This is a genomic window from Terribacillus jepli (assembly GCF_047228925.1).
GTDB lineage: Bacteria > Bacillota > Bacilli > Bacillales > Amphibacillaceae > Terribacillus.
In genome coordinates this window covers 240,241-260,855 of record NZ_JBFEGH010000004.1, presented here as the reverse complement: position 1 = coordinate 260,855, position 20,615 = coordinate 240,241, and the positions used below count along the sequence as shown (strand labels likewise).

The window sequence follows — 20,615 nt, the reverse complement described above, 5'->3', positions numbered from 1 at the left end:
ATTTCAGCAAGCGTCATACCGAAACGTTGAGCGATACTGCTCAAATTGTCACCGGATTTGACAGTGTAAGTTGTAGTAGGACGCGTGGAACCACCACCGTTACCGCCATCTCCACCAGAAGAATAAACCTTCAATTTTTGGCCAATCTGAAGCTTGTCCGGGTTGGTGATGTTATTGAGCGACATGATTTCAGCAAGCGTCATACCGAAACGTTGAGCGATACTGCTCAAATTGTCACCGGATTTGACAGTGTAAGTTGTAGTAGGACGCGTGGAACCACCACCGTTACCGCCATCTCCACCAGAAGAATAAACCTTCAATTTTTGGCCAATCTGAAGCTTGTCCGGGTTGGTGATGTTATTGAGCGACATGATTTCAGCAAGCGTCATACCGAAACGTTGTGCAATACTGCTCAAATTGTCACCAGATTTGACAGTGTAAGTTGTAGTAGGACGTGTAGAACCACCACCTCCAGAAGTATAAACTTTCAATACTTGACCAATTTGAATTTTATTAGGGTCGGAAATGTTGTTTAGAGATTGAATTTCAGCCAGCGTCATTCCAAAACGTTGTGCGATACCACCTAATGTATCACCGGATTTAACTGTATATGTAGTTGTTGCCATTATGCATTACACCTCATTTTATTTTATTTGTTAGTGTGCTTTTAACTAACTAATCTTTGAAGGTAGAGTTAATTGGAAAGAAAGAATAATAGGATAAATCTCTAATCTGAACTTCATATGTACTTACTTGACAATTTGCACTATCCATAAATCAGTGATCATATTTATGGTGTTATTTAACGCTGCATCAGCCTCCTTTATCAAGATTCCAGTAATCAATAACTGCAATCTCAGTTATCGCCACTTTTCAGAATAAATCACCTCCTTTAATTATTTTATTTTATTTTATAGTTTATAAAAAAAGTAATATCCTCGATGTTTTCGTCGTAGAAGAAGTACTCGTCTTTTTCTTTGAGGTAAAAGCAAAGTACATGATCCATTTCAGAAACGTTGTCATTAAATACGCGATATTGCTTACAAGCTTTATCAACATAAAAGCATCTTCCGTTAAATTCAAACCTGTTTTCTGTGTCAACGTAAGACCAATTAGAGACGTAATCAGCGTACAATGGAATTCGTCCGTTTCGACTTTGATGTATAACCACTTTCCTAAAGTTTATCGTGCTGCCGTCGAATATGGGGGATTCAGTGATCCACTCATCATTCTGCTCCAAGTTATATGTAATTACCTTATCATCACCAACTTCAGTATGTTTAGATCTGGTGCTGTAAAGGAGATTCAGCTTGTATGTTTTAGTTTCTTTCCATTTTATATTCTGTTGAGTATGTTTCATTGATGATGGTAGGGAAGGAGAGAGTTCATTACTAATTTCCTCTTTGAAATCCATTAAATCTTGCTCTATAGATTCAATCTCATAAGAGTAAGAATTAGAATCTTCTCCAAACTCAGAGTTGCCATATAAGTGATCATAAACACTTTGGTTTGCCAGATTGGAAATTACCGTTTCTCGCTTATTTATCGTTTTTAGCTTATCTGTCGTTAAAACACCGCCTTCCCGTGTTTCTCTTAATAGATAGTTGGCACAATCCTGAAGCATTTTTCGAGTACCTTTAGAATTAATGAAATTAGTAATATAGGCATCGAACTTCTTCAATATGAATTCTTCAACCTGACTAACCAGTTCAGCGTTAGAGTCAGAGGCTTTGGAGTGCATGGTGTGTTTCGTTCCATTTGGAAGATTAATTGTAAAGATCAATATGTTCTACTCCTTCACTTATATATAATCGGTTTTTTATTGGTGAATTTATCCGTTTCGCTTGGAATCAACGCAAATCTTACATTTTGATTGGTACCCTTTTTTTCCTCGTGGTTCTTTATAGAAGAAGTCGGTCGTCAAAGGTAGTTGTTTCTTGCATTTTGGACATATACTATAATCCCATGAGGCCGTTATATAATTCTGATTTGCTAGTGCATATTTTCGATGCTTGTCATATTCTGCTTTTATCTTATTACAAGCAGTTTTTAAATTCTTGGTTATGGCTTGTGTTTTCTGATTGTAGAGGAGGCCTATATCTGGTTCCTTAAGGCCGTATTGCAGTAATGCAATGACATTCTCTTGTTTGGGCGTTAAATTGGCTGAAGCTATATAAAAATCTAAATCGGCATAAATTGCAATTACTTCTGGATTCAAGGGAGTCGGGGAAACGGGGAGAATTAACTTTTCCAGTGCTGATCTTTTATCTCGATGTACCAGTAATCGAATGGCCTTAAATTCCTTATCGATGGACATTTTGCCGTTTTGTCCCTTTTCGAGAAATTCTTCTTTTCTTTTTTTATTCAATAGTTCTTCAGCGAGAGAAATTGCTATATTGGATATCCTTTCTATGTCTATTTGCTTGGAAGGGTCAATGTCATAATGTTCATCGAATTCACTTCGATTCCTAATCAGTCCTTCTATAACTTCTATATCGCTTAATGTAAGGAAACGTAAAGATTGTTCATGCTTATGCGCATTTCTTTTTACTACTCCCATTAAACATCCATCCCTTTCATTATTTTATTTTACTTACATCCATTCACTTAACATTCAATCGCCTTTCTTATACATAGAGTATATATAGCTGTGTAGTATTTTGGGGCATTCCATTGTATCTAAGTAAATCTCCAACTCCTCCTTATAAGCTATCTTAATTCATTTCTTTTCTATCAACTGGAATATCTTGGTGCGTGATAGTTTGATTTTATATTTTCTATTTATATAAGTCAATAATATTTTATTTTATTTATATATAATGGTGTTTGAGATTACAAGGTTTATGGACAGATTTTTTACGAGGCAATAACAAGTGTTAAATGTTAACGAATAAACATGATGATTTGAATTCTCCTTTGTTATGACAGTACATAGAAATGACCAACTGCAAAAGTTACTGACTGTATCTATAATAGGAAAGTCTAGGGTTGAAAGTCCAATCTATGAAACCCTAGTAGGATAACTTGGGAAATCTCAAAAAAAGGTAGATTAATGGGATTTTATGGTACTATTTCTTTATCCATATTTTGGAGTGATGTATCTTGAGATTATGGTTATTGCTTTTGCTATTATTAGCACCATTTCAATTAGAGAATAAGGGCGTAATACAAGGAGGGGAGAGTTGTAATAATGAGTTAGTAGGTTTCATCGTGACTTATGATTCCGATGAAATTTATTTTGTTAGTTCGAAAGATTATGATGATAATATTTACTCAGTAGATAAAGACGAACTTGTCACGAGCTATTCTGCATCTCTTGTCAAAACTTCCCCAATTGTAGCTTTCTCTGATTTTAGTGAAAAATTATCCTCAAATGTCGATCATCAAGTTAAAATTACATATTCATACATATCAGAGACTTATCCACCACAAATCATTGCGTGTGATTTGGTAATTTCAAGTGATTCACTCCAAAATAAATAAATTTATGTTATTTGGAGGTCTTAAAATGAAAATCAAAGTATCCTTTCTTATGTTGCTGCTATTTGCGTTTCCCTTAAGTGTTCTTGCAGCAGAGGGTGAAGATGAAAGAAAAGAGAGTCCTTACGATATCATTTCTTCATCTGGGGAAGTCATTTATGCAGAAGATTACCTTGATGTTTTAAATGAGATAAATCCAGAAAAGCTGAAAGAGGAATTTGCTCCAACAGAGGGAAATCCGGAATTAATGCATGACCCAAAATCTATTGATGCCAGTATTATCAAGAAAAGCTCTGGGAAATCACTGGAACCATCAGTTGGTACAAAGGTCGTCATCGGTGAGGATGGCAGAAAAAAAGTAACAGATGTCCTTAAAACTCCTAATAAACAAATAGGGTTTATGTTAGGAAGCTCTGGATCCTCCTGTACCGGTACTTTGATAGATTCTGATAAATACTTGACGAATGCACACTGTATAGATGGCTTAGGAAGCCCATCTCAAACTACTTTCTATCCAGGGATGTTAGATAGCACCTATTACTGGGGAGCCTATGTTGGAGAAGAGTATTTCAAGCCACGTGGTTGGAATGGAGATGATTCCAGATATGATTTTGCCATTGTAAAAGTCAAACCGTTTAAAAGTGGTAATGACTATATAGAAGCAGGAGATTTTGCAGGGACACTAGGATTTAAAGAGACAAGTACAGGAACAACCGGGACTCGAATCAAGATTCAAGGTTATCCTGGAGACATGATTAATAAAACAGGTAAAGTTTCTCAGTATCAGATGAGTGGAGGGATCCTTCGGGATAATTCTCATCAGAACTTCTATAAAATAGACACTTATGGAGGGAACTCAGGTAGCGCGCAGCTAAATTCCGTCAACCAAATAGTAGGAGTCCATAATGGGAGTTATAATATTAATGGAGAGACTTTTAACGGAGGGCCTAAGATGAGTAAAGAATTCCACTCATTCGTCTTCACTGTTTTACTAGAAGAATGATAGATGGATAAAAAGAAGTACCTAACTAGGTGCTTTTTTTGTTGTTGGAGAAGATATAGGAATGGTTGTTCAAATTGTGTTTTAAAAAAACATATGATAATATTCGAATAAAATAAAACGATTATCAAACAACTAGGTTATAATGGTAAAGAATAAATTCTTATTGAAATAGTTTAAGTATGCAATGATTTTTAAACTAAAGATTGATAATATGAGAGGGCAAATTCAAGATATAAAAGTTCAGAGTTGAATGACCTCCCAAGAATCCCAAATAAATATTCCAAGCTAAGGCATTTGTAATTACACTACTGATAATAAGATAAATATATTAGATGAACAAAAAGCGCCATTAAAGAATTAGAAAAAAAGGAATGATTTCATGGTACAATTACTCACAGAAGAAGCCATTTCGACATTATCCGACAATCTAATTAAATTAATTGATTCCCTAAGGCATGAAAAGAAATTTACAAGTTATATTAAACAATTTTTGGGATCAAATTTTGATTTATCTCCAGGAAAAGTACAAGGAATTTTGAATGATACTAACAAAATAAAACAATTGGGTATACCGGAACTTTATGTATACTCCGAAGCAGTATTTAACTTTACAAAAGAGGAAGAAGTTGATCCTGATAAGTATTATCCTGAACGTATGGCTAAAGAGATAACTACTGTATTTAGAGGGGAAACAGCTGAATCAATCTCTTTTCCTTATACTTTGGAAGGCATTGTACAAGTATCAGAAGATGATTTTATAGGTACAATTAAAGCTTCAGAGATTAAAAAGCTCATGGATAGTCAACTTATCCAGTACAATTTCAATACTCAAAGAGAGGCCCATTTTAAAAAAAATAGTAAAACGGATGAAATTATACCTATTCCTAAAGTTAAGGAAGCGAGTGTTAAAGAAATAGTCGAGTTATTAAAAAACGATGACTTAATTTCTTCAATGCTTACGTTCAATGCGCGTTTAGGCACAGCAGATATTCCAGGCGAGGAAGTAATATATAATGCTGATACGCATTCTTTAACAATCATGCCCGGAACTCTGTTTGATTGTCTGGATGGTTTCCATAGGGTATCTGCAATCGTAACTGCACTTCTTCAATATCCTGATAAAGACATGGTATTCAAAATAAATATCTTAAACTTTTCTGTAGATAAAGCAAGAGCTTATTTTGCGCAAATGAATACAGTGAATCCTGTTTCCAAAGCACAAGTGGAGCGTTTTGCGAAGAAGAAATTCTCCACATTTGTAGTAGAGCAGCTGGAGTATTCCAGTGAACTAAAGAACAGGGTATCTACTTCACATGGAATGAATAGTAAAGCGATTGTTACTTTTAACACGTTAACTGCAGCCATAGATGAGAACTGGACATTAAAGAATAAGTATGAGGCTATTCAATTAAGTAAATATCTCGCAGAGTTCATGAACACCTTGTTTTATGCTTATCCTGAAGAGTTTTTAGGTCATATTAACACATCACGCCCTTACTTGGTTATGAATAATATGTTCTTTGGTTATATGAGATTAGCTAAAAGGATGCAGGAAAACGATGTTGATCCTGTGTATTTAAATAGTATTTTGGACAAGTTGGACTTTACAGAAAAGAGTAAAGACTTTGCTGGCATTAAGGGGAAAGGTGCTAGACAACAGTTAGAAATTATAAGAGATGTTTATGATAACCTTGATGTATAAAATTGGGAGGAAATCTTATGGCAAAGCTCTATAATTATGAAATGAAGAAAGCTTTTTTTGAACATCTTAAACAAACTTATAACGAGGAAACAGTAAAAGTATATATGCATTCTTTAAAAAGAGCAGAAGAGATGGAATCTTTTTTAGACAAAGATCTATCAACGTTTACGGAACAACAAATACTTGAAGTGATCATGGCTGGAGATCATGCTAGTGAAACAGCTGCCAGAAGTGCACTAACGCATTTAAGGAGCTATATAAACTGGGCAATTCAAAATGGTCTGACTTCATCAAATATCAATATGGCAGATAGGATCACTACAAATCACTTACAAACTGCAATAAGTCATAATAAAAAGTTCCATATTACTGAAAAGGATTTAAATGAGTTAGAAAACAACCTAATAAACGCACAAGATAGGGTAGTTGTTCGATTAATTTTTGAAGGGGTATTTGGAAGACAGTTTGCTGAATTGAGAAATCTCAAAAAGGGTGACATAAATGAAATAGATAATAGTATATTGCTGACTGATTTAAAAAAGGAACAAAGAAAAATAACAGTAAGTTCAAAGTGTATGCAAACAATAAGAGAAGCTTTGGAAGAAGATATGTATGCGTACAATAATGGTAAATCTACAACATCTGTAAAAGAAGCTCCGTTATTAGATAATGGATATATCATAAGGCATAAATTGGCCGGGCGGAACAGAGAGGGATCACACGAACCGATTCCAAGTTTCCATATTTACCGTATTTTTGACGTGTTAAAGATCGTTTCAAAAAACCCTTATTTAGATCCTAATAAGGTTAAGCAATCTGGACAATTATATTACGGATATAAGCATTTGAAGAATGGTAGAGAATTAGACAACGACTTTTATGATAAATTATCAGATCAGTTCCACATATCCAAAAGACAAAATTACCATAAGTTAAAAAAAGAAGTTAATGAAGAATCAATCAATAGTCTTTATACTAATATCGAAAGTCATCCTGGATTAGGGTGATTTTTATTTTGTCTCATTTATCAATATAAGCTAGACATTATCGTCGCATCCAGGTAACTCAAGAATTCTTCCAATGGTGTACGGTAGTTTAAGGACTTTCTCGGGATGTGGTTTGATTTGTTTGCGACTTCCGAAACGAAATCCTGGTCAACTTCAGTGAAATCTATCTCCTTCGATAGCCCATCTTTTAAGCAATTTAAGTTTTCATTCTGCGCCATTGGGAAGGGGTCCGGGATCTGCAAAGAAAATGCCGATACCGTATTGATAAAAAAGGGATTTCTTGTTGGAGAATTCCTTTCCACAGTCAAATGTGATCGACTTAAACAAGTGTCTAAGCACAGACTGAAACCGCGTGTCCAGTGCCTTCTCAATATCACTGGCTTTACAAAGTGATGATGACTTTCGACAGTCGCTCCACGAGGGTGATTACAGCACTTTTATGGCGTGCACCAACAATCGTATCACCTTCCAGATGGCCGAACCCTTCCTTGTAAAGAGGATAAGCAGCCTCACGCTCCGTCACGTTCCGTTTGAAGACTTGTTTTCCTCGGCGCTCCTGATGACCGTTGGGCTTTCGCTTGCCTTTCATGGGAAGTGTCGTCTCGTCAAAAAGCTTCTCTTTGAAACGGCGATAAAGCGTGGGAACAGAGCAAGCAATGGGGTGTTCCGCTCTCCCGACGATGACATCCGGGGTCCAGCCCAGTGATATAAGCCTGTTGTTCGGACGACAAGACTATTTTGTTTCGGCCGCAACGCGATGTTAGTCGTGGTTACCTGATGATGACGGTACGATTCAAGCTCATACATGATAACTCCTATGTTTTCTGTGGTGGAAATACATGTTGAGTGTACCATGAATGGCCTTTTTTAGTTGTCTAACTTAATCTTACAATCCATGTCGTCTAAAACGGGATGTAAACTATCTTAGGACATAGCATGACAATCAGATAAGCGAAATGTTAATTCTGGTTCAAAAGTTTCATAGACTTATAATGATTTAGGCAAAATACTTCGAATAATTACATATTTACTGGAAAATAAAACGGTAACAATGTATAATTAGGCTACAAAAGACGAACGTATGTTCTTGTTTTTGCGGATATAATAAATAACACCATGGGAGAGATATAACTTGAAAAAAAAAGTTGCTCAATTAAGTTTAACCATATATGTGACAGTACCAATAAAAAGTCAACAAAATTCAAGTCATCTTGAGGAGGAATTATTAGAAGCAGTAGTCGAAGCAAATGATGATCTGCGAGTGACTCAAGATGGAGAAAAAGCTATTTATAGAATAGAAGGAATCCACGTGGAAGATGTTTATGTGCTTGAAAATGAAGAAGTAACAGGAAAATACATAGAGGACCTAGATAGATGTAGATAATACGGATCTTTCCTGCAAACAACTAATATTCTATGCATAGTTCATCCTATCTAATTACATGAATATAAGTGGTTACGAAAAGCATCCTCGAAATAATTAACCTTACCTGAACGCCATGTCGGTAGAAATTTCTTTACCTAGAACAACGAGAGTTATACTAAATCTCTATTCTATTAAAGGGATGATGTATATTACAGTCGCTCAATTGCATCTTTGATAAATCGCATTAAGCTAAAGAAACAAGTAGACAATCATCAAAAAAGTATTGACTTAAATTACCAAATAAAATAAAATTAAAACATCGGATAATTTGTGGTGATGATCTGACATCCACTGGAACAAAAGAGAAGTAGTAGAGAATTGAATATGGCGAAACAAGGTGCAATAGCAATAGGTGGGTGAAACTGTATGGCATTTTTCCTGACTAGGCAAGTTAGGCAACTTCGTTCTTCTTTTACTTCCGGAGGAGCATGAAGTGTAAATGGTATGGCTTGGAGTTATTTAAAAATTCACATGGGGGTTTTTGAGATAAGCAGAGGATTTTAATATGAAACGGTGTGATATGGATGAGAAATTTAGGGGAAAGCACTACAAAAAGTGGAAGGAGAAAATATGAGAGACTATCAGAAAGTTTATGAAGAACAATGGAAAAGCATAGTCGAGGACCATGAAGGAAATCTCCAAAAGAAACAAATCCAAAAGCAATTGGCGGCATACTCTGCATTAATTGAGAATGTAAGTTACGTGTACGGTATGCTCACACCGCAAAGAAAAGTTGATGAAGATCCAATGATTATTATCGATTACGTAAACGATACTATGATAAATCGGGAAATGGTTATCCATGATCTTGAACAAATGGCGAATTATGAAGGAATGATTTCAAAAGAAGAGATAGTTGAATACCTTATCCATACATAACTGAAAAAATAAGTAGAGTAGATAGTTACTTAGGTCTTTCCATTTGGTTTTTATGCTTCCAAAGCAGTCCTGATCTTACCGGAGACTAATCAATTATGAACAGGAGATGTTCATTTGAGTACAAAAGTATATGTGAATAAATCCAACTTGGTAAAAGCAGAATTTCAAAGTGACTCAAATAGATATAAAGTGACTGATCAGGGAGGGAGTATCAGTTACGTAAAAGAGCAAGTCTTCCATTATCATTTTATTGAAATGAAGAAAACTACATGCGATTACTCATACGAAGAAATGGCTGCAGGATACGCATCAATGATATATTTGAATCAAGAAGAAGATGACCAATATATCATAGGAACAGCAAGTCGGATGCATCGAAGTAGGAAGTGACGACAATAAATGCTAATTGATTTATTGAATATTAAGTTAAATAAAATAATTAATTTAAGAGGGTTACACGCACATCCGTTCTCTTGATTGCCGATAATTTGTGAAGAAATGTACAAACTTTTTGAGATACTAATGATCCATTTGTGAAATAATAAAAGTATCAAGAGGAGGAGATCATATGCCAAAACTACGCGTTACATTATTTCAAGAAATACTGGAACAGTTAGAAGCAGACCAACTCCAAGGAACGAAAGTAAGAGATTATCGTTGCGCTGTAGGGACATGTACCCCGTATGATGTCGTCCATCACACAGAAGTGCTGCTGCAGGAAGGGTTCATTACCGGAGTTGTGACAAACTCAAAGGATTATAGGGATGTTTTCATTGACGATATTTCCGTAAAAGGACACGAGCTGTTAGCTTTGATCGGGAACAAGCGGATTCTGGAAGGTGCCCGGCAGCTTTTGGGAGAGACATACGAAAAAGCTACTCCAGGTATCCTGCTCCGGGCACTGCATGTAGCGATGAAACGGGATACAAAAGGGGAGCTTGCTGTGTAGGCAAGCTCTTTGTTATATGAGGAGCCCCACTGCTGGGGCAGAAGGAGTATACATATCAAAATTTCCAGTAATGATGCAGCTGCAAACGGATTCCTTTAAGCTTCATATCTTATGAAGCTAGGATTCTTAACGATAATGATGTGACTGTAAAAAGTGCTTTTCAATATCATTTCCTAATTAAAATGCAATGTGAATACCTTATTATCAATAAATATAGATAGCAATATTTTACCCTTTTTGCTTTTTTATTTACCATTGCCTGCTTGGAGAAAGCGCTGTATCATCAGATGCAAGTAAGGTTCCTAATAATCCAGTAAGATTTCAGGGAGGCAGTCAAATGGGAAAAATCACGTTTATAGGAGCAGGGAGTACAATTTTCACAAAGAATGTACTAGGAGATTGTATGTTGTCTCCTGCTTTGCAGGAATTCGAATTTGCTTTGTTCGACATTGACGAAGAACGCTTGTCCGAGTCCGAGCTGCTGTTGAATGCGTTGAAAAATTCGTTGCAGGCAGAGGTTACGATCAAAGCATATACAGACCGCAAAGAGGCTTTGGAGGGTGCCAAGTATGTCATTAACGCTATCCAAGTAGGGGGTTATCGGCCAAGTACCGTCATCGATTTTGAGATCCCCAAAAAATATGGTCTTCGCCAGACTATTGCGGATACCGTTGGAATCGGCGGGGTATTTCGGGCATTGCGCACCATTCCTGTCATGCTGGATATCGCAAGGGACATGGAAGAGGTTTGCCCCGATGCATGGCTGTTGAATTATACAAATCCTATGGCTGCACTCACCGGAGCGGTCGCTCGTTTTACAAATGTAAAAGTCGTTGGATTATGCCATAGCGTACAGGTTTGCACGAAGGATTTACTCAAAGACCTCGAGATTCCCCATGAGAATATTGAAGAACGGATTGCTGGCATCAACCATATGGCATGGCTGCTTGAGATCAAATCGAATGGCAAAGACCTATATCCTGAAATCAAGAAGCGCGCCAAAGAGAAGCAAAAAGAAAAACACCATGATATGGTTCGTTACGAACTGATGGATAAATTCGGATATTATGTGACGGAATCTTCTGAACATAATGCGGAATATCATCCTTACTTTATTAAAGATAAGTATCCGGAACTGATTTCGCGTTTTAACATACCACTGGATGAGTACCCGCGCCGATGCGAGGAACAAATTAAAAATTGGCAGAAGACAAAGCAAGAGCTGATGAATGACAACAGCTTGACACATGAACGTTCACGCGAATATGGATCACGTATCATCGAAGCGATGGAAACGAATCAACCGTTCGTCTTTGGTGGGAACATAGTGAATAAAGGTGGTCTAATCGCCAATCTGCCTCGTAATGCTGTTGTTGAAGTACCATGTATCGCAAATCGAAACGGCATTGCTCCGGCATATATGGGAGAGCTGCCGGAACAGCTGGCAGCTTTGAATCGTTCAAATATCAATACGCAGCTATTGACCATTGAAGCAGCAATGACGAAATCAAAGGAAAAAATTTATCAAGCGGCCTTGCTTGATCCGCATACAGCCGCTGAACTCTCCATGGATGATATCATCAGCATGTGCGATGAATTGATCGAAGCACATGGTGATATGCTTCCGGCTTATATTTCAGAAAAAGGAACAGTCAGACTTTGAGCAATTGAAAGTCTGGCGTTTTCTCTAAATAAAATGTAAGCGCTTAACCATTTGCGTGGAAAGCAGTGCCCAGCTGTCATTAAAAACAAAAGGCGAGGGATATCATGAAAAAAAGAATGGTACTCATTGCACTTTCTATATCTGCCATCTTTTTGCTTGCTGCTTGTGGAAATAGTGCAAGCGGAGATGGAGAAGTCAAGCTGACGCTCATGTCAACAGCAACCAATCAGGAAGATCAAAAGATTTTCAAAGAAATCGTTGCGGATTTTGAAGAAGAAAATCCCGATATAGATATTGAAGATAGCTATCCAACCGATGGATATGAAGAGATGGCGCGGGTGAAAATGGCGGCTAATGACATGCCGGATTTATTTGATACACATGGCTGGGCTAAAACCCGTTACGCGGAATATACCGTGGATTTAAGTGACATGGAGTGGACAGCCAACTTGGATGAAGCGATGAAGAGCCTTTTGACGGACGATTCCGGAAAACTGCATGCTTTTCCTATCAATCAAGCACTGGATGGGCTGACATACAATAAGAACGTTCTTGATGAATACGGAGTGGAGCCGCCGGAAACATTTGATGGATTCATGAAAGCCCTGGAGACGATAAAAGAAAAGAGCAAGGGAGAGGTAATACCTTTTTGGCTAGGGGGATCGGACAAAAGCCAATTCGGGCAATATTTTGATCAGTTTGCCACACCGCTATTGATCACGTCACCGTCAAACAGTCATGGTGATGCATTGCTCGATGGATCGTTCGACTGGTCTTCCTATACCTTTTTACCGGAAAAGCTGAAGGAAATGAATGATAAAGAGCTTCTCAATAAAGATGCTGTCACCGCACAAACTACACAGGCTGCAGAGCTGCTGGCCCAAAACAAGGTGGCTTTTACAATGATGAGCGGATCAATCGGACGTGAAGTCACAGCGCTCAATCCAGAGGTGCAGATCGGTACGATGCCAGTGCCGGCAATCTATGAGGATGATCAGCCGAGCTGGATTGGCGGGGAGCGGTTCACTTTGGCTGTTTCGAAGAATTCAGAGCACAAGGAAGAAGCCAAGAAATTCATTGCATATATTGCCCAGCCGGATGTAGCGAAGAAATTTGCAGAAGGTACCTCGCTCCCGGATGCCTTGACCAATGTGGATGCAGAGAATTATTTTGCGGATTTTTATTCGCAATATGAAGGAACCCGGATCGAGCCGTATTTTGATCGAGCTTATCTGCCAAGCGGAATGTGGGATCCAATGGGAGCGACAGGCCAGGAGCTCGTATCTGGAGCTATGTCGCCTAAGCAAGTGTCCGAGAAGATGAGTGAAGAATATGAGCGCTTAGTAAAATGAATCAATGGCAACTCAGGAGGAGCTTTTTTGCTCCTTCTGTTTAAATAAGAGGAGATGATGATAATGGCCAAAATGCTATCATCGGACGCAGAACCAAAGAGGTTGACGAAACGACGGAGGGAATCATCCCTTTGGTGGATGTATCTTCCGAGTGTCCTGTTAGTCTTTCTTTTTATTATCTATCCATTTTTCGATGGCATCCGTATTTCCCTGACCAATTGGAATGGCTTTTCCCAAATGTACGATTATGTTGGGTTTGAGCAGTACAAGCGCATGTTTGAAGATCCCGACACTTGGCTAGTTGTGAAAAATACGCTGCTATACGGTATCGGCAGCACCATTTTGCAGAATATCATCGGGCTCGGATACGCCTTATTGCTGAATCAAACTTTAAAAATCAGATCCCTGACTCGGACAATCATTTATCTGCCTGTCATTATCAGTCCGATCGTGATGGGCTACATTTGGTACTTTTTCTTCGCTTATCAGGGTGGTGCTCTGAATGATATTATTTCGTGGCTCGGAATGGAGCCGGTGAATGCACTGGGTAATCCTGATTTGAATCCTTTTATCATCGTTTTCGTCAATACATTTCAATTTGTCGGTGTTGCCATGATAATCTATCTTGCCGGTTTACAAAGTATCTCAAAAGATTATTATGAAGCAGCTAATATCGATGGCGCATCGAGTTGGTCCAAATTCAAGAATATTACGCTCCCGCTGCTGATGCCGGCAATCACAATCAACATCGTCATCAATATCATCGGTGGTTTGAAACTATTCGATGTCATCGTTTCCTTGACGAATGGGGGACCAGGCAATGCATCCCAATCGATGTCCACATTCATGTATTCCCTTTACTTTGCCCGTCAGGATGCGGGTTATGCGGCTACACAAGGGGTTTTGATGGCAGTCATCATACTTGTTCTGAGCATGGCAGCCCTAATCTACTTTAAACGAAAAGAGGTTGAAGCGTGATGAACCAGATATCAAAGCGGGCAAAATGGCTTTCAACTGGTGTGGCATTGCTCATCACACTTTGTCATGTGGTTCCTTACTATATTTTAATAACGACGTCCCTGAAGCGTGCAGGTGATTTTTCTTCGAAATGGCTGCTCCCGGATTACTTCAGCCTGGAGAACTTCACACTTGCCTGGGAAGAAGCCAATTTGTCAACTGCGTTCATGAATACATTCATCATCACAATAGCTGCAGCGGCAATGCTGATCATTTTCGGTTCTCTTGCTGCATATGCCTTGGCAAGACGCCAGACAAAACTGAACAAATATGTTTATATGCTATTTGTGGCAGTAATGGTGATCCCGCCGCTTACTGCGCTTGTCCCTTTGTATCAGCTTGTCGTGGACGCTGGCTTGATGAATACACGACTTGTTGCCATATTGAACAATGTCGCGGCTTTCTTGCCATTGACCATTTTCTTGTATGCGGGTTTTATCCGTTCGACGATACCGAAAGAATTAGAAGAAGCAGCCAGGATGGATGGGGCGAGCACGATTGGTGTATTCTTCCGGGTAGTATTTCCGTTATTGAAGCCAATCACGGCGACCGTACTGATTTTGTCTTGCGTATACATCTGGAATGATTACCAGTTCGCGATTTTCTTCCTGCAGGATTCCGATATGCATACGCTGACGGTTGCACTTTCCAGTTTCTTTGGTCAAAATACAAGCCAGTTGGGCCTTGTCGGTGCGGCAGCACTCGTTGCATCTTTGCCGATGGTCATCTTGTTTTTGCTCTTGCAGCGTTTCTTCATTGAAGGATTAGCAGCTGGAAGTGTCAAAGGTTAAGTAATAGTGGAGATGGAGTTGAAAAAGCGACCAATTGTTATACCGGTCGTTTTTTTGTGTACGCTGATATAAACTGAAGGTTAAGGGGGAGATAATCATCCATACAAGTCAAAGAGATAAGATAGAAGGTTATGGTGTCTATGGCTTTCATTTTCAGGATGCGGGAATGGACGAAACAGCAAACATTTTCTTGCTCGGCAGAGATAAAAAAAGCCCGGATATGAGCTATGATTGGGATGGATTGAAAAGACAGGATATTGGCACGTATGTATTTCAGTACACGTTATCAGGCACGGGAAATCTTGAGATTGATGGGAAATGTTATTCGTTAAAAGCAGGGGAAGCATTTCTTGTTGAAATTCCGAGTGAGCATCGTTATTATCTCCCAAAGGACAGTGATGGATGGGAATTCATCTTCATTACCTTGGTTGGCCGCAAAGCAATGGAATGCTGGCGTTATATCTTAGAAAATAACGGTCCCGTCCTGAAAATTTCTCCAGAATCAAAACTGATTCAGCTATTGTTGGGAATATACCAGGATACGATCGAGAATAAAATTACAGATAGTTATCTAGCATCCGCCAGCGCTTATGAATATATCATGGAGTGTTATCGATTTGTAAGAGACATGGAAAATCATAAGAAAGATCTTTCTGATCAAATTACAAAAACCTTATCTTATATGCAGTCACATTATGCTGAGCCCCTTACATTGAGTGATATCGCTGCAGTATCAGGTTATTCCAAATATTACTTAGTCAAGCATTTTCAAGAGCAGCTTGATACAACACCAATCAAATATCTCACTAAAATAAGGGTTCAAAAAGCGGTTGATTTGCTTATGACAACAAGATTATCCATCACAGAGATTGCTGATAGGGTAGGGTATTCAAACGCAAATTATTTTAATAAAGTTTTTCGGAAAGCAGTCGGTATGGCTGCGGGTGAATTCAGGAAAAGAAAGAACCCAGCCAAGATTGATCATTTAATAACGGATTGATAAGTTTGCCTTGCTTAACGCAAGAAACTAAAAAAGAAACCCATCATTCAAAAGAGGAGCTTGCCGCATAGGCAAGCTCTTATTTCCTCACTGTACTTAACGTTCTTTAAGATAATAATCGTCCATACTGTGTTGTTCCCTGCGGTAACTCCTAGTATATCCGCATTTGCATGAATCAGTAACACTATCAATCTTATGACGGCCTCGTATTTTGCACACAAGCTTGTAAAATAGCTTCACGATTCCACCCGCTTTCTAGCTTTTGGTAAAAGCATATTCTAATATACCCAAAAAATGTGTCGAAAGAAGGCGGAAAGTGTGTAAATTCTATGAAAAAAAATCGGCAGATGCCGATTTTTTATTGAATGGATCGATATAAACCGATTACTTTTCCAAGAATGCTAACATTATCCAGGATGATAGGTTCCATCGTACTGTTCTCCGGCTGCAGGCGGATCTGGTTCTCTTCCTTGAAGAACCGCTTCACCGTCGCTTCATTGTCCTCTGTCATCGCTACGACGATTTCACCGTTTTGAGCTGTCTGCTGTTGTTTGACGATGACCATGTCCCCATCCAGAATGCCGGCTTCGATCATACTCTCCCCGACAATGACTAGAACGAAAATATTGTCATCCGGACCGACCAGATGGCTTGGTACCGGTACGTATTCTTCGATATTCTCTACGGCGGTGATTGGAATACCTGCCGTCACTTTCCCGATGACCGGCGCATAATTTGCCTCGCCGCGGGGGATTTCAGTCTGTTCTTCGTTATCTAATGATAGGACCTCGATGGCACGCGGTTTGGTAGGGTCGCGCCGAATCAGCCCTTTTTTCTCCAGTCTGGAAAGATGGCCATGTACCGTGGAGCTGGATGCCAGGCCGACTGCCTCCCCAATTTCCCTGACGGATGGCGGGTAGCCTTTATCGAGTACCTGTTCCTTTATGTATGCTAGAATCGCTTCCTGTCTTTTCGATAGTTTCATCATGTATCGAACACCCCGTGCATATATTTTTATTACATACAGTATACCATGACAGATTTCAATATACAAACATCCGTTCGAAAAAAAGCCTTGACTAGAACCTATGTTCGTATATAATGGAATTAACAAAGAGAACGCACGTTCTTAAAACGCGGAGGGGTCTACCATGTTCAAAAAACTAGCGAAATCAGATCTATTCTATTATGTGCTTTTCGGCTTCACGCTTTTCTTCTTATACTTTACACTCATTATGAGTGTCTAATTAGCTGAAGTGAGAGGGTACATCAATGAAAGCAGTCATCTATTGCAGAGTCAGTACAGAAAAGGACGAGCAGGCAAGTTCCATTGAGCGACAGCGTGAAGAGCTCATGAGTCTTGCTGCTTCTTCCGACATAGAGGTCATCGATATCGTAGAAGAGAGACAGAGCGGTTATGAAATCGAACGGCCGGGTATCTTTCGCATGCTGGATCTATTTACAGCAGGTGAAGCAGATTGCCTTCTTATCCAGGATGAAACAAGACTCGGCAGAGGGAATACCAAAATTGCATTATTCCATCACCTGCAAAAGCTTGAGGTCAAAGTCTATACGTTGAGTCAGCATGGCGAATTCCAGCTTTCTGAATCGGATGGTATGGTGCTCCAGATTGTCGGTATTGTCGAGGAGTACCAGAGGAAAATTCATAATATGAAGATAAAACGGGGCATGAGACGGGCGATTGAAGCGGGCTATGATCCGAGTAAGAATTTGAGCAACCAGCAGGCGGCACCGGGCAGGGAGAGGATTGACTTTCCGATCCAAGAGGTGGTCAGGCTGCGAAACAACAAGCTCACTTTCCAGGAAATCAGCTCTGTTCTTCGCGGTATGGGGTTCCGTGTATCGAAGGCAACCGTACATAGGAGGTATCAGGAATATCTTTCGCTTGAATCGGAGGACATCAGCAGGTAACATAGTGTGTATGAACTTTAATGCTTAAAGGAGCATACACAAATGATATCCAAAGAAAAATTGGCGCGCATCAACGCGTTGGCACATAAAGCGAAAACAGAAGGACTTAGCCTTGGCGAACAGAAAGAGCAGAAGGAACTTAGACAGGAATATTTGAAGAATGTCCGCTCTTCGTTCAAGAACCAATTCAAGACGATGACGATCATCGATCCGGAAGGAAACGATGTTACACCGGATAAAGTGAAGAAAATGCGGGACGATAAATAAGAAGGGGAGGCTGGCTTCATGCTCAGCCATTCCCTTCTTTTTCTATGTATAAATCCTTGTCTATCAGAGCATTTCGGTATAGGATGAACAAGAGTACATAATTTGCTAGATGAAAGGGATGTTCACATGGTTCAGACAACAGAATTGCTTTCAATCAATACAATTCGTACGTTATCGATCGATGCAATCGAAGCAGCTAATTCCGGCCATCCAGGTATGCCGATGGGTGCTGCACCGATGGCGTATACGCTTTTCACCGATTTCATGGCTCACAATCCGAAGAATTCCCACTGGTTCAACCGGGATCGTTTCGTTTTGTCTGCCGGACATGGTTCCATGCTCTTGTATTCCCTCTTGCATTTATCTGGATACAAAGTATCCATCGATGATTTGAAATCATTCCGTCAATTCGGCTCCCGTACACCAGGTCATCCGGAAGTCCATCATACGGATGGTGTCGAGGCAACAACTGGTCCGCTGGGACAAGGTATCGCGATGGCTACCGGTATGGCAATGGCTGAAGCGCATCTTGCAGCGAAGTATAATAAAGAGGGCTTCCCGGTTGTGGATCACTACACATATGCCATTTGCGGTGATGGTGACTTGATGGAAGGTATTTCCCATGAGACAGCATCACTTGCGGGCCATCTTGGCTTGGACAAGCTGATCGTCCTGTATGATTCAAATGATATCTCGCTCGATGGCGATCTTCATCACAGTTTCTCTGAGAATGTGGAAGACCGCTTCAAAGCATACGGCTGGCAAGTGATTCGTGTCGAGGAAGGCACGAATGTGGATGCAATTCGTGAAGCTATCAAAGAAGCGAAAGCGAATACAACACAGCCTACTTTGATTGAAGTGAAAACTGTCATTGGTTACGGCTCTCCGAACAAGTCAGCGAAAAGTGCTTCGCATGGTGCGCCGCTGGGTGTTGATGAAGTAAAACTTACGAAGGAATATTATAAGTGGGAACATGAAGACTTCCACGTCCCGGAAGAGGTTTATGCAGATTTCGAAGAGAAAGTAGTCAAAAATGGCGCCGAAGCTGAAAGTGCCTGGAACGAGCTATTTGCGAAGTATGAAGAAGCGCATCCTGAGCTTGCAAGAGAACTGTCTGCTGCAATCAAAGGTGAACTTCCGGAAGGATGGGCGGATGCGCTTCCGACGTACGAGGAAGGCAAAGATGCAATTGCCACTCGTTCTGCTTCCGGAAAGGTATTGAATGCCATTGCCGATACTGTGCCAGCTTTGTTTGGCGGAAGTGCCGACCTTGCTGGTTCCAACAAGACGCTCTTAGCGAAGGAAGAGAACTTCTCCAAATCGAACTACAGCGGCCGCAATATCTGGTTCGGTGTGCGTGAATTCGCGATGGGCGCTGCTTTGAACGGTATGGCGCTTCACGGCGGTCTGAAGGTGTACGGCGGTACATTCTTCGTCTTCAGTGATTACTTGCGCCCGGCTATCCGTCTGTCTGCTTTAATGGGAACACCTGTGACATACGTATTGACTCATGATAGCATCGCAGTCGGAGAAGACGGACCGACACACGAGCCGATCGAACAGCTGGCATCACTGCGTGCAATGCCTGGCTTGAGCGTTGTCCGTCCAGCCGATGGCAATGAAACACAGGCTGCATGGAGACTGGCAATTGAATCGGAAAAAGTTCCAACGGCGCTAGTTCTTACGCGTCAGGATCTTCCTACACTGCCATCTACGCAGCAAGCGGCGTATGAAGGCGTGAAGAAGGGTGCATACGTTGTCAGCCCAGCGCAAAAAGAAACGGCGGATGTATTGCTTCTTGCAAGCGGATCGGAAGTACAGCTCGCTGTACGTGCGCAAGCAGCACTTCGTGAGCAGAACATCGATGCTTCCGTCGTCAGCATGCCATCATGGGATCGCTTCGAACTGCAAGAGCAGTCCTATAAAGATAGCATCCTGCCGCCTGCAGTGAAGAAACGCGTCGGTATCGAAATGGCTTCGCCGCTTGGATGGGAAAGATATGTCGGCCTTGACGGCAAAGTCATCGGCATCAACACATTCGGTGCGTCCGGCAACGGCGATAAATTGATCGAAGCATTCGGCTTCACCGTCGATAATGTCATTGAACAAGTGAAATCTATATTGGATTAATGGAAATACCGGTCACG

20 protein-coding genes and 1 pseudogene are annotated in these 20,615 nt (G+C 40.1%); 16 read left to right on the top strand and 5 right to left on the bottom strand.

Going from position 1 to position 20,615, the window contains the following annotated elements; all coding sequences use genetic code 11:
* From AB1K91_RS07100 to AB1K91_RS07090, 3 genes are all read right to left on the bottom strand, one after another.
* Positions 1–626 (bottom strand): LysM peptidoglycan-binding domain-containing protein (locus AB1K91_RS07100; protein WP_413089069.1); only part of this gene is annotated, 626 nt, incomplete at its 3' end.
* 275 nt (positions 627–901) lie between these two features.
* Positions 902–1,783, bottom strand: a complete 882-nt coding sequence (locus AB1K91_RS07095) for a hypothetical protein (protein WP_413089068.1) — start codon at positions 1,781–1,783, stop codon at positions 902–904.
* A gap of 48 nt (positions 1,784–1,831) precedes the next feature.
* Entirely contained in the window at positions 1,832–2,560 is a 729-nt protein-coding gene (locus AB1K91_RS07090) for a hypothetical protein (protein ID WP_413089067.1), read from the bottom strand.
* 542 nt (positions 2,561–3,102) lie between these two features.
* Between AB1K91_RS07090 and AB1K91_RS07085 the strand changes: the two genes are divergently transcribed.
* From AB1K91_RS07085 to AB1K91_RS07070, 4 genes are all read left to right on the top strand, one after another.
* A complete protein-coding gene (locus AB1K91_RS07085) occupies positions 3,103–3,483 on the top strand; it encodes a hypothetical protein (protein ID WP_413089066.1) in 381 nt (126 codons plus the stop codon).
* A gap of 25 nt (positions 3,484–3,508) precedes the next feature.
* Positions 3,509–4,483, top strand: coding sequence for a trypsin-like serine peptidase (locus tag AB1K91_RS07080; protein WP_413089065.1), 975 nt, complete (start codon positions 3,509–3,511; stop codon positions 4,481–4,483).
* Positions 4,484–4,862: 379 nt separating this feature from the next.
* Positions 4,863–6,185, top strand: a complete 1,323-nt coding sequence (locus AB1K91_RS07075) for a DNA sulfur modification protein DndB (protein ID WP_413089064.1) — start codon at positions 4,863–4,865, stop codon at positions 6,183–6,185.
* Positions 6,186–6,202: 17 nt separating this feature from the next.
* Positions 6,203–7,192 (top strand): phage lytic cycle repressor MrpR family protein, encoded by a 990-nt coding sequence (locus tag AB1K91_RS07070; protein WP_413089063.1) that lies wholly within the window; start codon positions 6,203–6,205, stop codon positions 7,190–7,192.
* 20 nt (positions 7,193–7,212) lie between these two features.
* Here AB1K91_RS07070 and AB1K91_RS07065 read toward each other — a convergent pair.
* Positions 7,213–7,947 (bottom strand): annotated as a pseudogene (locus AB1K91_RS07065) (IS30 family transposase); the annotation flags it as partial.
* 377 nt (positions 7,948–8,324) lie between these two features.
* On the opposite strand from AB1K91_RS07065, the gene AB1K91_RS07060 reads away from it, so the two are divergent.
* From AB1K91_RS07060 to AB1K91_RS07020, 9 genes are all read left to right on the top strand, one after another.
* On the top strand, positions 8,325–8,576 hold the full coding sequence (locus AB1K91_RS07060; RefSeq protein ID WP_413089062.1) for a hypothetical protein: 252 nt from the start codon (positions 8,325–8,327) through the stop codon (positions 8,574–8,576).
* Between the two features lie 612 nt (positions 8,577–9,188).
* On the top strand, positions 9,189–9,497 hold the full coding sequence (locus AB1K91_RS07055; RefSeq protein WP_413089061.1) for a hypothetical protein: 309 nt from the start codon (positions 9,189–9,191) through the stop codon (positions 9,495–9,497).
* Between the two features lie 114 nt (positions 9,498–9,611).
* Positions 9,612–9,887 (top strand): hypothetical protein, encoded by a 276-nt coding sequence (locus AB1K91_RS07050; RefSeq protein ID WP_413089060.1) that lies wholly within the window; start codon positions 9,612–9,614, stop codon positions 9,885–9,887.
* Positions 9,888–10,065: 178 nt separating this feature from the next.
* Positions 10,066–10,446 (top strand): hypothetical protein, encoded by a 381-nt coding sequence (locus AB1K91_RS07045; RefSeq protein ID WP_413089059.1) that lies wholly within the window; start codon positions 10,066–10,068, stop codon positions 10,444–10,446.
* A gap of 337 nt (positions 10,447–10,783) precedes the next feature.
* Positions 10,784–12,109 (top strand): alpha-glucosidase/alpha-galactosidase, encoded by a 1,326-nt coding sequence (locus AB1K91_RS07040; protein WP_413089058.1) that lies wholly within the window; start codon positions 10,784–10,786, stop codon positions 12,107–12,109.
* Between the two features lie 104 nt (positions 12,110–12,213).
* Positions 12,214–13,461: an ABC transporter substrate-binding protein gene (locus AB1K91_RS07035; protein WP_413089057.1), complete on the top strand. Its 1,248-nt coding sequence runs from the start codon at positions 12,214–12,216 to the stop codon at positions 13,459–13,461.
* A gap of 72 nt (positions 13,462–13,533) precedes the next feature.
* Positions 13,534–14,439 (top strand): carbohydrate ABC transporter permease, encoded by a 906-nt coding sequence (locus tag AB1K91_RS07030; protein ID WP_413089081.1) that lies wholly within the window; start codon positions 13,534–13,536, stop codon positions 14,437–14,439.
* Complete coding sequence (locus AB1K91_RS07025) at positions 14,439–15,269, top strand: carbohydrate ABC transporter permease (protein WP_413089080.1); 831 nt, start codon at positions 14,439–14,441, stop codon at positions 15,267–15,269. Before AB1K91_RS07030 ends, AB1K91_RS07025 begins: the two co-directional genes overlap by 1 nt.
* Before the next feature lie 166 nt (positions 15,270–15,435).
* Positions 15,436–16,269 carry a helix-turn-helix domain-containing protein gene (locus tag AB1K91_RS07020; RefSeq protein ID WP_413089056.1) on the top strand — a complete coding sequence of 278 codons (834 nt, stop codon included), beginning with the start codon at positions 15,436–15,438 and terminating at the stop codon, positions 16,267–16,269.
* Positions 16,270–16,627: 358 nt separating this feature from the next.
* On the opposite strand, the gene lexA is transcribed toward AB1K91_RS07020, so the two are convergent.
* Positions 16,628–17,257 (bottom strand): transcriptional repressor LexA, encoded by a 630-nt coding sequence (lexA, locus tag AB1K91_RS07015; RefSeq protein ID WP_413089055.1) that lies wholly within the window; start codon positions 17,255–17,257, stop codon positions 16,628–16,630.
* A gap of 284 nt (positions 17,258–17,541) precedes the next feature.
* Between lexA and AB1K91_RS07010 the strand changes: the two genes are divergently transcribed.
* The 3 genes from AB1K91_RS07010 (at position 17,542) to tkt (ending at position 20,598) form a co-directional block, all read left to right on the top strand.
* A complete protein-coding gene (locus AB1K91_RS07010; RefSeq protein ID WP_413089054.1) occupies positions 17,542–18,201 on the top strand; it encodes a YneB family resolvase-like protein in 660 nt (219 codons plus the stop codon).
* A gap of 42 nt (positions 18,202–18,243) precedes the next feature.
* Positions 18,244–18,468, top strand: coding sequence for a DUF896 domain-containing protein (locus tag AB1K91_RS07005; RefSeq protein WP_413089053.1), 225 nt, complete (start codon positions 18,244–18,246; stop codon positions 18,466–18,468).
* 126 nt (positions 18,469–18,594) lie between these two features.
* Positions 18,595–20,598, top strand: a complete 2,004-nt coding sequence (tkt, locus tag AB1K91_RS07000) for a transketolase (RefSeq protein ID WP_413089052.1) — start codon at positions 18,595–18,597, stop codon at positions 20,596–20,598.
* Positions 20,599–20,615: the final 17 nt, after the last annotated feature.

Coding starts and splice junctions, on each gene's coding strand:
- AB1K91_RS07040 (WP_413089058.1), top strand. CDS start 10,784: ATGGGAAAAATCACGTTTATAGGAGCAGGGAGTACAATTTTCACAAAG.
- AB1K91_RS07010 (WP_413089054.1), top strand. CDS start 17,542: ATGAAAGCAGTCATCTATTGCAGAGTCAGTACAGAAAAGGACGAGCAG.
- AB1K91_RS07070 (WP_413089063.1), top strand. CDS start 6,203: ATGGCAAAGCTCTATAATTATGAAATGAAGAAAGCTTTTTTTGAACAT.
- AB1K91_RS07045 (WP_413089059.1), top strand. CDS start 10,066: ATGCCAAAACTACGCGTTACATTATTTCAAGAAATACTGGAACAGTTA.
- AB1K91_RS07030 (WP_413089081.1), top strand. CDS start 13,534: ATGCTATCATCGGACGCAGAACCAAAGAGGTTGACGAAACGACGGAGG.
- tkt (WP_413089052.1), top strand. CDS start 18,595: ATGGTTCAGACAACAGAATTGCTTTCAATCAATACAATTCGTACGTTA.
- lexA (WP_413089055.1), bottom strand. CDS start 17,257: ATGATGAAACTATCGAAAAGACAGGAAGCGATTCTAGCATACATAAAG.
- AB1K91_RS07075 (WP_413089064.1), top strand. CDS start 4,863: ATGGTACAATTACTCACAGAAGAAGCCATTTCGACATTATCCGACAAT.
- AB1K91_RS07005 (WP_413089053.1), top strand. CDS start 18,244: ATGATATCCAAAGAAAAATTGGCGCGCATCAACGCGTTGGCACATAAA.
- AB1K91_RS07090 (WP_413089067.1), bottom strand. CDS start 2,560: ATGGGAGTAGTAAAAAGAAATGCGCATAAGCATGAACAATCTTTACGT.
- AB1K91_RS07035 (WP_413089057.1), top strand. CDS start 12,214: ATGAAAAAAAGAATGGTACTCATTGCACTTTCTATATCTGCCATCTTT.
- AB1K91_RS07055 (WP_413089061.1), top strand. CDS start 9,189: ATGAGAGACTATCAGAAAGTTTATGAAGAACAATGGAAAAGCATAGTC.
- AB1K91_RS07080 (WP_413089065.1), top strand. CDS start 3,509: ATGAAAATCAAAGTATCCTTTCTTATGTTGCTGCTATTTGCGTTTCCC.
- AB1K91_RS07020 (WP_413089056.1), top strand. CDS start 15,436: ATGGACGAAACAGCAAACATTTTCTTGCTCGGCAGAGATAAAAAAAGC.
- AB1K91_RS07025 (WP_413089080.1), top strand. CDS start 14,439: ATGAACCAGATATCAAAGCGGGCAAAATGGCTTTCAACTGGTGTGGCA.